This is a genomic window from Idiomarina sp. ST20R2A10, assembly GCF_051842345.1.
GTDB lineage: Bacteria > Pseudomonadota > Gammaproteobacteria > Enterobacterales > Alteromonadaceae > Idiomarina > Idiomarina loihiensis.
Window position 1 is genome coordinate 164,285 of the sequence record NZ_JBNIEY010000001.1, and the last position, 13,291, is coordinate 177,575.

General features: G+C 46.8%; 18 protein-coding genes. 8 read left to right on the plus strand and 10 right to left on the minus strand.

Translation table 11 applies throughout. The features are described 5' to 3' along the window. Positions 1–7: 7 nt before the first annotated feature. Together wrbA and arsC are read right to left on the minus strand one after the other, a co-directional pair. Positions 8–565, minus strand: a complete 558-nt coding sequence (gene wrbA / locus ACP7H9_RS00815; RefSeq protein ID WP_011234712.1) for an NAD(P)H:quinone oxidoreductase — start codon at positions 563–565, stop codon at positions 8–10. After that, the gene (gene arsC / locus ACP7H9_RS00820; protein WP_153849184.1) at positions 565–912 is read right to left on the minus strand and encodes an arsenate reductase (glutaredoxin); all 348 of its coding nucleotides are present in this window, start codon (positions 910–912) and stop codon (positions 565–567) included. Before arsC ends, wrbA begins: the two co-directional genes overlap by 1 nt. A gap of 70 nt (positions 913–982) precedes the next feature. Here arsC and ACP7H9_RS00825 point away from each other — a divergent pair, with 70 nt between their 5' ends. Then, positions 983–1,432, plus strand: a complete 450-nt coding sequence (locus tag ACP7H9_RS00825) for a TlpA disulfide reductase family protein (protein WP_011234710.1) — start codon at positions 983–985, stop codon at positions 1,430–1,432. Here ACP7H9_RS00825 and ACP7H9_RS00830 read toward each other — a convergent pair. Beyond that, on the minus strand, positions 1,424–2,875 hold the full coding sequence (locus ACP7H9_RS00830; RefSeq protein WP_243734850.1) for a beta-barrel assembly-enhancing protease: 1,452 nt from the start codon (positions 2,873–2,875) through the stop codon (positions 1,424–1,426). The two genes, ACP7H9_RS00825 and ACP7H9_RS00830, sit on opposite strands and share 9 nt — an antisense overlap. A 145-nt stretch (positions 2,876–3,020) precedes the next feature. Between ACP7H9_RS00830 and ACP7H9_RS00835 the strand changes: the two genes are divergently transcribed. Then, positions 3,021–4,100, plus strand: coding sequence for an AI-2E family transporter (locus ACP7H9_RS00835; RefSeq protein ID WP_011234708.1), 1,080 nt, complete (start codon positions 3,021–3,023; stop codon positions 4,098–4,100). A gap of 22 nt (positions 4,101–4,122) precedes the next feature. Here the strand turns inward: ACP7H9_RS00835 and bcp are convergent, their stop codons facing one another. Beyond that, entirely contained in the window at positions 4,123–4,593 is a 471-nt protein-coding gene (bcp, locus tag ACP7H9_RS00840; protein WP_439222064.1) for a thioredoxin-dependent thiol peroxidase, read from the minus strand. Positions 4,594–4,770: 177 nt separating this feature from the next. On the opposite strand from bcp, the gene dapA reads away from it, so the two are divergent. From dapA to purC, 3 genes are read left to right on the plus strand one after another with little or no spacing between them, the layout of a single operon-like run. Beyond that, a complete protein-coding gene (gene dapA, locus ACP7H9_RS00845; RefSeq protein WP_011234706.1) occupies positions 4,771–5,661 on the plus strand; it encodes a 4-hydroxy-tetrahydrodipicolinate synthase in 891 nt (296 codons plus the stop codon). Beyond that, on the plus strand, positions 5,661–6,749 hold the full coding sequence (gene bamC / locus ACP7H9_RS00850) for an outer membrane protein assembly factor BamC (protein ID WP_110013248.1): 1,089 nt from the start codon (positions 5,661–5,663) through the stop codon (positions 6,747–6,749). The genes dapA and bamC overlap by 1 nt, the downstream gene beginning before the upstream one ends. A gap of 23 nt (positions 6,750–6,772) precedes the next feature. After that, positions 6,773–7,486 (plus strand): phosphoribosylaminoimidazolesuccinocarboxamide synthase, encoded by a 714-nt coding sequence (gene purC, locus ACP7H9_RS00855; protein ID WP_011234704.1) that lies wholly within the window; start codon positions 6,773–6,775, stop codon positions 7,484–7,486. On the opposite strand, the gene ACP7H9_RS00860 is transcribed toward purC, so the two are convergent. The 5 genes from ACP7H9_RS00860 to ACP7H9_RS00880 are packed head-to-tail and all read right to left on the minus strand — an operon-like array spanning position 7,483 to position 10,280. Continuing rightward, the gene (locus tag ACP7H9_RS00860) at positions 7,483–7,641 is read right to left on the minus strand and encodes a DUF2897 family protein (protein WP_439222065.1); all 159 of its coding nucleotides are present in this window, start codon (positions 7,639–7,641) and stop codon (positions 7,483–7,485) included. The genes purC and ACP7H9_RS00860 overlap by 4 nt on opposite strands. Then, positions 7,617–8,321, minus strand: a complete 705-nt coding sequence (locus tag ACP7H9_RS00865) for a M15 family metallopeptidase (RefSeq protein WP_110013246.1) — start codon at positions 8,319–8,321, stop codon at positions 7,617–7,619. The genes ACP7H9_RS00860 and ACP7H9_RS00865 overlap by 25 nt, the downstream gene beginning before the upstream one ends. Then, a complete protein-coding gene (dapE, locus tag ACP7H9_RS00870; protein WP_439222066.1) occupies positions 8,315–9,445 on the minus strand; it encodes a succinyl-diaminopimelate desuccinylase in 1,131 nt (376 codons plus the stop codon). The genes ACP7H9_RS00865 and dapE overlap by 7 nt, the downstream gene beginning before the upstream one ends. Then, the gene (locus tag ACP7H9_RS00875; protein WP_011234700.1) at positions 9,442–9,786 is read right to left on the minus strand and encodes an arsenate reductase; all 345 of its coding nucleotides are present in this window, start codon (positions 9,784–9,786) and stop codon (positions 9,442–9,444) included. The genes dapE and ACP7H9_RS00875 overlap by 4 nt, the downstream gene beginning before the upstream one ends. 20 nt (positions 9,787–9,806) lie before the next feature. After that, positions 9,807–10,280, minus strand: a complete 474-nt coding sequence (locus tag ACP7H9_RS00880) for a PTS glucose transporter subunit IIA (RefSeq protein ID WP_258306343.1) — start codon at positions 10,278–10,280, stop codon at positions 9,807–9,809. 214 nt (positions 10,281–10,494) lie between these two features. On the opposite strand from ACP7H9_RS00880, the gene yfbV reads away from it, so the two are divergent. Beyond that, entirely contained in the window at positions 10,495–10,929 is a 435-nt protein-coding gene (gene yfbV / locus ACP7H9_RS00885; RefSeq protein ID WP_011234698.1) for a terminus macrodomain insulation protein YfbV, read from the plus strand. 24 nt (positions 10,930–10,953) lie between these two features. Here yfbV and xthA read toward each other — a convergent pair whose 3' ends face one another. Then, positions 10,954–11,763, minus strand: a complete 810-nt coding sequence (gene xthA, locus ACP7H9_RS00890) for an exodeoxyribonuclease III (RefSeq protein WP_011234697.1) — start codon at positions 11,761–11,763, stop codon at positions 10,954–10,956. Between the two features lie 121 nt (positions 11,764–11,884). Here xthA and ACP7H9_RS00895 point away from each other — a divergent pair, with 121 nt between their 5' ends. Both ACP7H9_RS00895 and ACP7H9_RS00900 read left to right on the plus strand, forming a co-directional pair. Beyond that, the gene (locus ACP7H9_RS00895; RefSeq protein ID WP_011234696.1) at positions 11,885–12,208 is read left to right on the plus strand and encodes a DUF3392 domain-containing protein; all 324 of its coding nucleotides are present in this window, start codon (positions 11,885–11,887) and stop codon (positions 12,206–12,208) included. 14 nt (positions 12,209–12,222) lie between these two features. After that, entirely contained in the window at positions 12,223–13,290 is a 1,068-nt protein-coding gene (locus tag ACP7H9_RS00900) for a hypothetical protein (RefSeq protein WP_034821206.1), read from the plus strand. Position 13,291: the final 1 nt, after the last annotated feature.

Genomic DNA, 13,291 nt, shown 5'->3' on the forward strand with positions numbered 1-13,291 from the left:
ATAATTCCTATGATGAGAGCTTAGAAGCGGTTTGCGTGACTCGTTTACCTAAAGCGATAGCGCATTGCTTTTCATGGTCAGTTAACTTATTGCTGTGCTCATGGTGGCTGGCACCATAAGGTGAACCGCCGGACTGAGTCTGATGCAGAGCCGGTTCAGAATAAGGAATGCCAACCAGCATCATACCATGATGAAGCAGCGGTAAAGCCAGAGTCAGCAGGGTCGATTCTTGTCCCCCATGAAGAGAACTGGAGGAAGTGAACACCGCACCGGGTTTGTCAGTTAACGTAGCCTGCAACCATTCGCGCGAGGTGCCTTCCCAGAATTTTTGCAGGCTTGAGGCCATATGCCCAAATCGAGTCGGACTGCCCAGAATAAGAGCATCGCAGGTTTCAAGGTCAGCGTTTTCAACTTCCAGATCGCGGTCACTGACGGCATCACTGCCGTGCCCGGTGCTGCGTAAAACAGCTTCGCCTCCAGCCGCCGTAACGCCTTCGGCTATCGCGTCAGCAAGCTGCTGAGTAGCCCCGTTACGGCTGTAATAAAGAATAACGACGCGGGTCATTATAAAATATCCAGTACAGCTTCAGGAGGGCGGCCAATGGCCGCTTTATTACCCCGAATAACAATAGGGCGCTCAATAAGCTTAGGGTTATTGACCATTGCGGTAATCAATTCATCTTCGTTATTGATACCGGCCAGACCGAGTTCTTTATATGCGTCTTCTTTTTTGCGCATTAGCTGATCGGCAGAAAGCCCTAACTTTTCCAGTATATCTTTTAATTCTGCAGCGTTAGGTGGAGTTTTAAGGTATTCAACAACTTCCGGCTCAACGTCATTCTTCTTGAGTAATTCAAGAGTTTGTCTTGATTTTGAGCAACGCGGGTTATGATAAATTGTTACTTGGCTCATAAGTATCGTACCTTGTAGTATCTGATTATTAGGTAAGTATAAGTTAATAATAACGTAATTGAGGTAAGGAATGAAACTGAGAACGCTAGTGTGCGCGGCAGCTGCTGTGCTGATAACAGCTTGTTCGCAAGAGCCGGATGTGGTTACCGATGCCGACAATGAGTTTCGCTGGGGCGACCTTGGTGAAAAAACGGTGGTGGTAAACTACTTTGCTGAGTGGTGCGCTCCTTGTTTAAGAGAGTTACCCGAGTTAAACGAATTTAACCAGCACAAAGCAAAAGATGTTGAGTTAGTCGGTGTCAGTTTCGATCCAATGTCTAACGCTGAACTGGCTGAGCTGAAACAGCGTCATGGAATAGAGTTTCAGTTGGCGTTGATGGAGCCTGCGCCAAAGTTTCCGTTTCAGCGCCCGCAGATGTTACCGGCTACCTACGTAATAAAGCCGGACGGCAGCGTCAAAGGGCCTTTAATGGGAGAGCAGGACTTAGAATCGCTGGAAAATGCGGTTAACTCACATTAACGATTTTATTTGCTGCTCTAAGCTGCGCATTTGCTCAATACGTGCATTCAGACGTTTATGCGTCAGATCGCTATCGGTATGGTTATGTGCAGTGTGCAGCTGATCAATGGCGAGCCGGAAGTTTCCTCTTAGCGCCAGTGATTCCGCTCGGGTTTCGTACATAGCGGCTCGCTTACCACTACGCTCGTACACTTGAGTGAGAAGATCAAGCGCCAGCGGGTGGTCCGGTTGTTTTAGTAAAAAATCGCGCAGAAGCTTCTCAGCTAACTCGGTGTCTTCTGCTTGAAGGGCCGCGTTAGCAAAGTTAAGAGTAATAACAGGCTCGGTTGGCTGCTGAATGTACTTGCCTCGTAGCCAGCTTAAAACCGTCTCGTAATCTTTTTGTGCCAGTAGAATGTCGGTCTGGACATCAATATAGAATGGATCATTAGGATAGCGCTCTAGTAGTGGCTGCATAAGTTTATAAGCTACATCAATGTTGCCACCGTCTAACGCGCGTATGGCTAAACCATATTGCCCTGCTTGTTGGTTAATTGAATTGCTACTGGAGCGCATAGATTCAAAGTCACTATTCGTGGTGTTGCCAATATAGCGAGCCTGAACTCTGGTTTTAGCCAGGGCAAAGTCGAGGCTGGGGGGTACGTCCACTCTTTGCATATTTTCAGCGCGAGCACGAGTGTCTGCTATGCGGGACTCAGGCAATGGGTGAGTCATGAGCATTTCCGGGGGCTTGCTTACATAGCGGTATTTTTCTGCCAACCGGCCAAAAAAGTCGGGTGCGCCACGGGGATCAAAACCTGCGGCTAACAACGTAGAGAGACCGATGCGGTCGGCTTCCATTTCATACAACCTAGTGTAATTAATTTGTGACTGACCGGCCATACCCATTGTGGCGTAAAGGCCTGCAGCACCGGCTTCTGGGTTGGCCATGCCGACTAAAATAGAGCCAATGATACCGGCAATGGTCATAGGCATACTGCGCTGTTGTTCCTGCATTCGACGAACCATGTGACGTTGAGTAATGTGCGCGACCTCGTGTCCAAGTACCGCCGCGAGCTCTGACTCGGTTCTTGCTTCGTCAATTAAGCCCGTATGCACACCTACGTAGCCGCCCATGAAGGCGAAGGCGTTTATTTCCTTATTGTTAATCCAAAAAAAGTTGAAAGGATAGCGCACACCGTTGGTGTTTCTGACTAACCGCTGGCCAATGCTGTTTAAATAGCTGTCTAATACCGGATCGTGAACAATAGGGGCTTGTGAGCGTACCTGACGCATGTAAAAGTCGCCTACAACACGTTCACGTTCGATACTCATGAAAGCCGCGCCGGTAGTTCCAATTTCTGGTAAACGTTGGTTATCCTGCATAGCGTTGCTGACAGCACTAAAGCTGATTGCAAAGGTCAATAAACAAGCGGTGAAAGTGTGTAATATTTTGGTGGACATCAACTACTCATAGGCCAAATGAAACGGATTTAATCTACTCTTAAGAGCAAAATTCTTATCTTTAGTTCCTTTTTACTCTATGGGGTTATGGAAAGATTGCAAGGACTGATATTATCATCTCAACAAAGGTTAAGAGATAGTGGTTATGTGGGAATACATTCAACAGTGGTATCAACGGAAATTTTCTGACCCTAATGCAGTAACTTTATTTCTGTTACTGGTTGTTGTGGTATTAGTCATTGTGTTTTTCGGTAGCTTAATTGCGCCGTTGTTAATTGCTATATCTCTGGCCTATTTGCTGGACTGGCCGGTAATGCGATTGATGGGGCTTGGTTTATCCCGTTTAACCGCCACGATTATTACCTTTTCGTTATTCTTGGCATTAATGATTGTTACTTTGCTGACTCTGGTTCCCGTTATTTGGCAACAGAGTACGACTTTGATTCAGGAAATGCCGGATATGGTCACGAACCTGCAAATTTGGCTGCATAAACTACCTGAAATGTTCCCGACTATTGTCGATGACAGCCAAATTACTGAGTTTACTCAGGAAGTAAAAAGACGAGCAGTGAGTTTAGGAGAAAGCCTGTTAACGGTTTCCCTGACCTCTATCGTAAACGTCATGGCCATGCTGGTTTATCTCATTATCGTGCCGCTTTTAATCTTTTTTATGCTAAAAGACCGCGATATATTGATTGCTCATTTCAGCCGTCTGTTGCCTTCAAATCGTCAGTTAATTTCGCAGGTAGGGCAGGAGATGAACCTGCAAATTATGAACTACATTCGTGGCAAAGCAATTGAAGTGGTGGTGGTTGCGATAGTCACTTTTGTTACCTTTAGCTTATTTGGGCTGCGCTACTCGGCATTACTGTCCATTATGGTCGGTTTATCGGTTTTAATTCCCTACGTCGGCGCTGCGGTCGCAACCATTCCGGTGGTATTAGTGGCTTTATTTCAGTTTGGGCCAACGGCGGCATTTGTTTGGGTGACCGTAGCCTATCTGGTTATTCAGGCTCTGGATGGTAACTTACTGGTACCGCTATTGTTTTCAGAGGCAATAAGTTTAAACCCAGTTTACATTATTGGCGCGGTATTAATTTTTGGCGGCATATGGGGGTTCTGGGGCGTGTTTTTTGCTATTCCGCTGGCCAGTCTGGTCAAGGCGGTACTAACAGCATGGGACAGTGGCACCGGGGAAAAGGCAGAAGAGCAAACACCGCTTTAGTGCGGTGTCTGCTCTATAGAGCTTAAGCTTGCTTAAGGTGCTCCAGCACCACTTCGTGATGCTCTTTAGTTTTAAATTTATCGAAGACTTTTGAAATGCTTCCGTCCTGTTCTACTAAAAAGCTAATACGGTGAATACCGTCGTATTCTTTACCCATAAACTTTTTCAGGCCCCATACGCCAAAATCTTCAGCCACTTTATGGTCTTCGTCGCTTAATAAGGTGAAGTTTAGCTCATCTCTATCAGTAAACTTAGCTAAGCGTTTAGGCGCATCAGGGCTTATACCAACAGAGACAACATTAAATTCCTCAAGCTGCTTACGGCTGTCGCGTAAGTTTTGTGCCTGCACAGTGCAGCCCGGTGTCATGGCTTTTGGATAAAAGTAAACCAGTACCCGGTTCTCTTTTAATAACTCCGATAAGGTCACTGAGTTCTCGTTCGCATCCGGTAAAGTAAAGTCAGGCGCTTTATCGCCCTGTTGTAGTGTCTGCATTGCATTCTCCTGGAACTTAGTTAACAGTGCCAACATCATAGCGGACAGATGCCGTCTTGGAAAATGCCATACCGGCAAAAGTTTACGGAACCTTCTTGGCAAGTTACGTTCCTATCACTTGTGTTTCGTCAGGGCTGGCATTACCATTGGAGCCCCAATTTAGGACTTGGAGAATGTATGCTTAAGGGCAGTATTGTCGCTTTAGTTACCCCTTTTACAAAATATGGCAATGTTGATTACAGTGAACTTGAGTTTCTGGTCAACAAACATTGCGAAGCGGGTACCGACGCTATTGTAGCGGTTGGCACGACAGGGGAGTCAACAACCTTAACGCATGAAGAACATATCGCTGTCGTTAATGCCATGGTCGAACTCAGTGCCGGGCGCATCGATATTATTGCTGGAAACGGTTCAAACTCGACCAGCGAAGCCGTGCAACTGACAGAAAAAATGACCCAGGCGGGTGTAAGTGGCTTTTTAAATGTTACGCCATATTACAATAAACCTTCTTTAGCAGGCTTAATTGCACATTATCAGGCCTGTGCCGATGCTACGGATAAACCCCAAATTCTATATAATGTTCCGGGGCGTACCAGTCTTGATATGACACCGGACATGGTCGAACAGCTGGCAAAAATTGATAACGTTATTGGTATAAAAGAAGCTACCGGCGACGTGAGTCGGGTTCAGGAACTTAAAGAGCGCTGCGGCGATGACTTTATCTTATTAAGCGGTGATGACCCTACTGCACGCGAATTTATGTTTGCGGGTGGTCATGGTGTTATCAGTGTTACCGCTAATATTGTTCCGGCAAAAATGAAAGAACTGGTAACGGCGGCACTTGCTGGTGATAAAGAAAGTGCGAATCAGATCGATGCTGAGCTGGCACCTTTGCATAATATGTTATTTGTTGAATCCAACCCCATTCCGGTAAAATGGTCGCTCGCTTTAATGGGTTGGGTCAGCGCAAATTATCGTCTGCCACTGACACCTCCGGAAGAGAGTAATCAACAATTGATTGAGTCAGTGTTACAGAAAGCAAACCTACTGAATATTCAGGAGTCGTAATGAAATTGTCTCGCCTTGCGTGGATGGGCGTAGCTGCCGTAGTTGTAACAGGTTGTTCGTCGGTAGAGAAAGAACGTGCCAGCGGCGGGTTTGAATACGTGAACATTCAACCTACTGCCTCACTGAATATTCCGGATGGTCTGGAGAAGCCGGAAAAAGGAACGCAGTATCAAATTCCGGACACGAACATAGCACCGGCTCCTGTTGGTTATAAAGTCAATATAATGGCTCCGCAGCAGGTTCGTCCTATTGGACTGGGCAGCCGGGTGTTAGAAACTGAAACCGAAACCCGGGTGTACTTTGATATTGTCGATGGCATGGGAGACTCAGTAACCGAGTTTGTTCGTCAGGCGGCATTTGATGTACTGGAAAGACGCGACATTCAATGGGAAAACGTGGGTGATAACCGTTGGCTTACCGAGCAAATGACGGTACAGCAAACCATTGAGGGCGACAGCGGCTTTTTCGGATTTGGCGGAGAGAGCGACAGTGATCTGGAAAGAACTTTCCGCTATGAACTAACTCAGGAAACCGAATCGCATCAGCGCAGCACCGCACTACGAGTCGATGTTAACGACTTTACTCAGGTGATTGGTGGTGAAGAGCAAGAGGTTGCTCCTTTGGTTGTTCGTAATTTGGAAGCTGATTTACTTAATGCGATTATTTCTGAAGTTAACCGGAAACAACAACTGGCTGTAGCTCGTGAAAAAGCGGCCGGTATTGAAACTAGCTTGTCAAAAGCCGCAGAAGGGCATTCAGTTTTCATTGTTGAAGACAATTTTGAGCAAGCATGGCCATTAGTTAATTTGGCTCTTCAGAATATTGGTTTTGAGGTTGAAGATTTAAACCGCGAGACAGGAACCTATTTTGTTGAGTACAGCGAACCCGGCAGCGGCTTCCTGTTCATTGGTGGCGATGACTACGAAGACCTGGGCATAGCCGAAGGTGAGTACGAATTCCGATTACTGGAAGACGGTGAAAATACCTCGGTTACGGTTTACCAGGGTGAGGAAATTGTTTCCGACGAATGGATTAATCAAGTATTTGAAGCCTTTAAAAACGCTGTTAAACAGCAAAGCCAACTTTAACTTAAGCGCGAGTGGAAAGATTCATGGAAAAACGCAGTGAACTGTATCGGGGAAAAGCAAAGACGGTCTATCATACCGACGATCCTAACCGCCTAGTGCTGGAGTTTCGTAATGACACTTCGGCGTTCGACGGCGAGAAGGTCGAGCAGCTTGATGACAAAGGCATGGTGAATAATAAGTTTAACCATTTTATTATGTCGAAGCTGGAAGAAGCGGGTATTCCGACGCAGTTAGATGAGCGTTTGAGCGATACCGAGTCTTTGGTTAAAAAGCTGGATATGATACCGGTAGAATGTGTTGTTCGTAACGTGGCAGCAGGTTCTCTGGTGCGCCGTTTAGGCGTTGAAGAAGGTAAAGAGCTTAACCCTCCGACATTCGAGTTTTTCTTAAAGAACGATGCGCTGCACGACCCTATGGTTAACGAGTATCATATTCAGGCCTTTGGATGGGCAACAGCAGAGCAAATTGAGAAAATGAAAGAACTCACCTTTAAAGTGAACGACGTTTTAAAAGCTTTGTTTGCTGATGCCGGTCTGTTGTTAGTGGATTACAAGCTTGAGTTTGGTGTGTTTGACGGCGAAATTATGCTGGGTGATGAGTTTACTCCAGATGGCTGCCGTCTTTGGGACGCAGAGACTCGCGAGAAACTCGATAAAGACCGCTTTCGCCAGGGCTTAGGTGGTGTTGTTGAAGCCTACCGTGAAGTTGCTAAGCGCCTTGGCGTAACGCTGGATTAATCTTTATTTTTAGTGTCCTGGTCGGAGTCATCTTCAGTTTTAGATGATTTCGTACCAGGCCATTTAAACTTAGCGGTATACTTCAGTACCATGAGATTACTCACGACCACACCTACTACCAGTAATATTATTAGCCACACCAAATAGTTGTCCATCCGTCATCCTCCGTTATCGTATCAATGTACTGATTTTTTATTTGAGCCAGGTTATCCAGAATAATGGGTTTTCCCTCTATGGCTAATGAGTCTATGGTTTCGGCTAGCAGCTCAAGATTCAATTGCTTATGGCATGGCTGTGAAACGGCGCGGAAGCTCAAGTGCCAGGGCTCCTGTGCAACACCGCCCTGATAGCGTGCATAAGGAAAGAAAAAGCCACTTTCATGGGCATGCCGAGTCAGCCATTGCCACAGTTCATGACAGGGGCCGGATTGGTCAATATACTCGCCGGGCACTAATTGCAATTTTAGTTCACTGTCCTGAAAAGGGCGGGGGTCGTAAATATCGAAATCACTTCCCCAGTGGTGACGGCTACTTCCCGGTAACGCAGACCAATGCAAAATTGCGTGCATTTTCTCAACGTCGCTTAAGTTTGATGCATCCAGTAGCTCACCCTCTTTGGAGCGAAGGGGCAGCTTTCCTCGCCATTTTCTATTCCAGATAGACAGTTGCCTGTCCAGTGAGCGGAAACCACTGGCTATGGCCAGTTCAATACCCTCAGCCGCTGCTGCTTTTTGCATGGCGAGATAAGCTTCTGCTGCATCAGGATGCAGTTTATGCCCATCTACTGACGTTAAGTGTGTTTCGCAGGCACCTGTCAGTTCTGTGCTGCTTAACATAAAAGCTTCTCCAGACAGCGGTAATAAACATCACTGAGTTTATCCAAATCACTGACTTTAACGCATTCGTTCACTTTGTGAATGGTAGCATTTACGGGTCCCAGCTCAATGACCTGAGCACCGGTTGGTGCAATAAAGCGCCCGTCGGATGTGCCGCCCGCGGTAGAGAGGGTAGTTGAAAACCCACATTCGTGTTCAATGGCCGCCTGAACGGCTTCAACTAATGCGCCTGATTCAGTTAAAAAAGGCGGTCCGTTAAGCTTCCATTGCAAGTGGTATTTTAGCGAGTGCTTATCGAGAATGGCCTCAACTCGTTGCTTAATTTTCTCGGCTGTGAGTTCTGTCGAGAAGCGGAAGTTAAACTGGGTATTAATACGCCCGGGTATCACATTGCCGGCACCAGTTCCTGCCTGAATGTTAGATACCTGAAACGTGGTTGGCGGAAAACTGGCGTTGCCTTGGTCCCATTCTTCGTTAATTAGCTCGCTGAGGGCTGGTGCAAGATCATGTACCGGGTTTTTTGCTAAATGTGGATAAGCAACGTGACCCTGTATACCCAGTACGGTCAAGTCTCCGGTTAAGCTGCCTCTGCGCCCGTTTTTAACGATGTCCCCCAGGGTATCAGTACTGGATGGCTCCCCGACAATACACCAGTCTATGTTTTCGTTACGCTCCTGCAGTGTTTCAATGACACGTTTGGTGCCATTAATAAAGGGGCCTTCTTCGTCACTGGTTATAAGAAAGCCAATGTCAGTATCCACATTCGGGTAGTCTTTAAGAAACCGCTCCGTCGCGGTTATCATCGCTGCCAGGCTGCCTTTCATATCAGCGGCTCCGCGCCCGTATAGATACCCTTCGTGCGTTGTAGGTTCAAATGGCGGGAACTGCCAATCGTTGATGTCACCGGGCGGAACAACGTCGGTATGGCCGGCAAAGCAAAACAATTTACGGCCTTGCCCGCGTCGCGCCCATAAGTTGGTGGTATCTTCAAATATCATAGACTCAAGGTTGAAACCCTGAGCCGCAAGCCGTTCACCTATGAGTTGCTGACAACCTTCGTCTTCCGGCGTAATGGACGGGCGGGAAATGAGCTCACGGGCAAGCTTTAATGTCTCTGAACTCATAAGTAGCGTTCACTCCAGAGTTTCTCATTAAAACCGCAATGAACAGCCTGGCCGGACTCAACTAACGGACGCTTAAACAATGTTGGTTGTTCGGCAACTAATTCAGCTATGGCGTTGGCGTCTACAACAGATTTTTGCTCATCTGACAGGTTGCGCCAGCTGGTGCTGCGCTTGTTCAATAAAGATTCCGCCGGCAGTTTTTGTAACCAGCCGCTAACGGTTTCTTTTTGTAGTGGTTGCTGGCGAACATCAATAAATTCGTAGGCGACTTCGTTTTTATCTAACCATTTAAGTGATTTTTTAACGGTGTCGCAGTTTTTAATGCCATAAACGCGCAACATAGGTACAGCTCCTGAAGGTGTTAATAAGTAATAAGTGGACTGTCTTTCGCAGTAATAAGCCCCGGGTTTAGCCATTCGGGCGATTCGCTATCGTGCCCGGAATTCAATGAACAAAGCAAAACAGCAAGACGCTGCTGCGAGGGTTTAAGGCTGCGCAGTAATGACTGGTTAATCTTAACCAGAGGATCACCACACTTAACCTCTGTCTGTTCGCGACAAAGCACAGTTAAAGCGTCGTGGTTGCCGAACGCATCGCCGGAACCTATGACTAATTGTAAGGAATAGGTGTCGTTTAAGCGTAACGACAAGTAATCGCCACTACTGCTGATATGGCTCAGTGAGCCATCAGCCGGGGCGTATAGCGTACTGCCGGTCATTTCTATGACAATGCCTTTGCCAAGCAGGCCATGCTGGCATACTGCGGCCGAAGGTTGTGCTGCTATGATGCGACCGGTAACCGGCGCATAAAGAGAAGGAAGCTGACTTGTTGTCACTGCTGACACCATGCGACTGACTAATTCAGGTAGTATAGTGGCAAAGCTAAAGCTCCGGTGCAACTGTATCCACATTAACTGTGGATATCTTTGTGAACTACACGGTTGTAACAGTGTAACTTTATGAAAAATAAAGATAATATTAAAAGTGCGAATATCGTACAATAGCTCAGTAATCGATTATAATTACAGCAGGTTTGTCTAAGAGGTCACCATGAGTCGTTCATTTTTTGCGGTTTTAAGAGATGGAAAGAGGTATGCCGATAAATGGCCTCATCATTCAGTTGTTGCCGCTATGGCAGAGTCGCGAATTATCCCTATAACTCGCAAAGCCATTAGCTGGACTCCGGGAATAGCAGTACTCAATGCTGCGCTGACCTGGCAGTTTATGCCGCAGGAGCAGTTAGCCCCGGGGCTGATGTTGTCACTTATTATGTTGAGCTTACCCTTGCAGGGTTTGTACTGGCTCGGCTGGCGTTCCAGACAACCTTTAAAGCCAATGTTACGGAACTGGTATAAAGAGCTGAGAGATAAGCTGAGAAAGCAGGGCGTTGAGTGTCAGCCACAGGGTGAGAAAGGCCCTGAATACATGGATTTGGCGATTATTTTGCGTAAAGCACTGGAAACATTGCCGCCGGAAGAGCACTAAGGCCAACCGACGGCAAAATGACTATCAGTCTTTAAATGTAGACCAGACGGGGGCATGATCCGAAGGTTTTTCTATGCCTCTGAGCTCATAGTCTATACCGCTGTCTTCGCATTGCTTGGCGAGAGCTTTAGTGGCAAGGATAAGGTCGATGCGTAAACCTCTGTTGTCATCAAAGCCACGTGAGCGGTAATCAAACCAGCTGAACTGGTTATCCACATCCGGGTTTAGCTGACGATAAGTGTCAGTAAAACCCCAGTCCATTAATCTTTGTATCCATTCCCGTTCTTCCGGAAGGAAGCTGCATTTCCCGGTTTTAAGCCAGCGTTTGGCGTTGTTTTCGCCAATACCAATATCTAAATCGATACGGGATATATTTACATCGCCCATAACAATCACTGGCTGTTCCGGCGAAAGATCGTTATCCAGATAGCTCATTAAGTCCTGATAAAACTTTTCTTTAGCTGGAAATTTCGTAGGGTGGTCACGACTTTCGCCCTGCGGGAAGTAGCCATTTAGAATACGTACATGGCCACCATCTGCCAGTGGATAATCACCCATTATCATGCGGCGCTGTGCTTCATCATCGTCAGTAGGGAAGCCAAACTGCGGGTTTTCCAGTGGCTTTTTACTGAGCATGGCCACGCCGTAATGACCTTTCTGGCCGTGGTAAATAACGTGATAACCCATGGCTTCCACGTCTTTTAGCGGAAACTGGTCGTCGTGCACTTTGGTTTCCTGCAGACCGATAACATCGGGCTGATGTTTATCAATTACTGCCTGTAACTGATGCAGTCGCGCTCGTATACCATTGATATTGAATGAAATGATTTTCATGGAATGTCCTGTAAATAAGCTTCTTTATGAGCTTAGGATAACACAGCAAAGCGTAAACTTGGGATGCGAAAACGACAGAAAATTCGTATACTCGGACGATGCTTTTCAGAGGGGTACTAGCGTGCAGAATGTGTTGAATAATTTGGGCATGATGATCCGCCCACATTTTTATGAACTGGCTATGGCTATCATTGCCACACTATTGGTGATTTATGGCGCAGAAGTGAACCGCATGGTGCAAAGGCAAGTGGCGCACTGGCATTTTGTATTCAGGACTTTGGTCTTCATCGTGGTTTGTGCATTTGGTTACGGTTGGCTGACCGTCTGGTTTACGCCAGTTTTAGCCGGCTGGTTAAGCCTTATTCCTTTGCACTTGCTGGCAGTCAGTACCATTGGAATATTGTTTTTCTTAGGTTTTCTCGCAGAAAGAAAACGGCAACTGTAAAACAGGGAAGTTGTATGACGGATTGGATTAACATAAAAGCAGGCTCGTCGGCTTATCAACATATTCAGGAGCAGGGACTGAAAGCCGATGATATCGGTTTGCTGCTAGGTGCTTCAGGCGGGCCGAAGTGGTTTGTGCTTCAGGGGCTTGATAAATGGATGTTCGGTGAATTCTTTAAAGACAAGAAAGCGCCGCTGAATACCCTGGGGACTTCCGCAGGTGCCTGGCGTTTCGCAGCATTGGGGCAGCAAGACCCTGTTGCCGCCAGTGATTTATTTTGTCGTTTATACAGAACCCAGACTTACAGCGCGAAACCCGACCGGAATGAAATTACCAGTGAAGCTAAAGCCTTGCTGGCCAAGTACGTTCCTGATCAGGCGGTAACAGAAATACTGGGACAGTCGGCGGTTCGACATCATTTTATTGTTGCACGTTGCCGGGGCTGGACAGCAGCTGAAACGAAAAAGCAGATGCTGGGATTGTTAAGTTCGGCTTTTGCTAACAGTATGAACCGTCGCTGGCTGGGCCGGTTTTATGAGCGCGTTATCTTTCATCATCCACAGTCCGACTTAAGCTTTGCAAAAGGCTGGAACGACTTACCGACACATCATGTTGAATTAACTCAAAATAACTTTCAGCAGGCGTTACTGGCGACTGGTTCAATTCCTTTAGTACTGGATGGCGTGGTTGATATTCCCGGAGCACCTAAAGGCATTTATCGTGATGGCGGTGTTACCGACTATCACTTTGACCTGGACTTCTCTGACGTGAATGGCTTGGTGCTTTACCCTCACTTTCATAAAGAAGCGATTCCGGGCTGGTTTGACAAGCGTTTGAGTTGGCGCAGAACTACCGGTAAGAAATGGCCAGGCGTGGTATTTATTACGCCGTCGGAAGACTTTATTCAATCACTGCCTTACGGGAAAATTCCTGATCGCACTGACTTCGCCAAGCTGGACGCTGCGACTCGTATTGATTACTGGGAAAAAGCGGTGGATGCAGGAAAACGTATGGCGGATCAGCTTCAGGATTGGGTTGCTACAGGAAAAATAAGAGAAAAAACAAAGCTGTGGTTACCTTAAA

Coding starts and splice junctions, on each gene's coding strand:
- purC (WP_011234704.1), top strand. CDS start 6,773: ATGGAAAAACGCAGTGAACTGTATCGGGGAAAAGCAAAGACGGTCTAT.
- bamC (WP_110013248.1), top strand. CDS start 5,661: ATGAAATTGTCTCGCCTTGCGTGGATGGGCGTAGCTGCCGTAGTTGTA.
- ACP7H9_RS00830 (WP_243734850.1), bottom strand. CDS start 2,875: ATGTCCACCAAAATATTACACACTTTCACCGCTTGTTTATTGACCTTT.
- arsC (WP_153849184.1), bottom strand. CDS start 912: ATGAGCCAAGTAACAATTTATCATAACCCGCGTTGCTCAAAATCAAGA.
- ACP7H9_RS00875 (WP_011234700.1), bottom strand. CDS start 9,786: ATGTTGCGCGTTTATGGCATTAAAAACTGCGACACCGTTAAAAAATCA.
- ACP7H9_RS00835 (WP_011234708.1), top strand. CDS start 3,021: ATGTGGGAATACATTCAACAGTGGTATCAACGGAAATTTTCTGACCCT.
- ACP7H9_RS00825 (WP_011234710.1), top strand. CDS start 983: ATGAAACTGAGAACGCTAGTGTGCGCGGCAGCTGCTGTGCTGATAACA.
- ACP7H9_RS00900 (WP_034821206.1), top strand. CDS start 12,223: ATGACGGATTGGATTAACATAAAAGCAGGCTCGTCGGCTTATCAACAT.
- dapE (WP_439222066.1), bottom strand. CDS start 9,445: ATGAGTTCAGAGACATTAAAGCTTGCCCGTGAGCTCATTTCCCGCCCG.
- yfbV (WP_011234698.1), top strand. CDS start 10,495: ATGAGTCGTTCATTTTTTGCGGTTTTAAGAGATGGAAAGAGGTATGCC.
- ACP7H9_RS00860 (WP_439222065.1), bottom strand. CDS start 7,641: ATGGACAACTATTTGGTGTGGCTAATAATATTACTGGTAGTAGGTGTG.
- xthA (WP_011234697.1), bottom strand. CDS start 11,763: ATGAAAATCATTTCATTCAATATCAATGGTATACGAGCGCGACTGCAT.
- dapA (WP_011234706.1), top strand. CDS start 4,771: ATGCTTAAGGGCAGTATTGTCGCTTTAGTTACCCCTTTTACAAAATAT.
- bcp (WP_439222064.1), bottom strand. CDS start 4,593: ATGCAGACACTACAACAGGGCGATAAAGCGCCTGACTTTACTTTACCG.
- ACP7H9_RS00865 (WP_110013246.1), bottom strand. CDS start 8,321: ATGTTAAGCAGCACAGAACTGACAGGTGCCTGCGAAACACACTTAACG.
- wrbA (WP_011234712.1), bottom strand. CDS start 565: ATGACCCGCGTCGTTATTCTTTATTACAGCCGTAACGGGGCTACTCAG.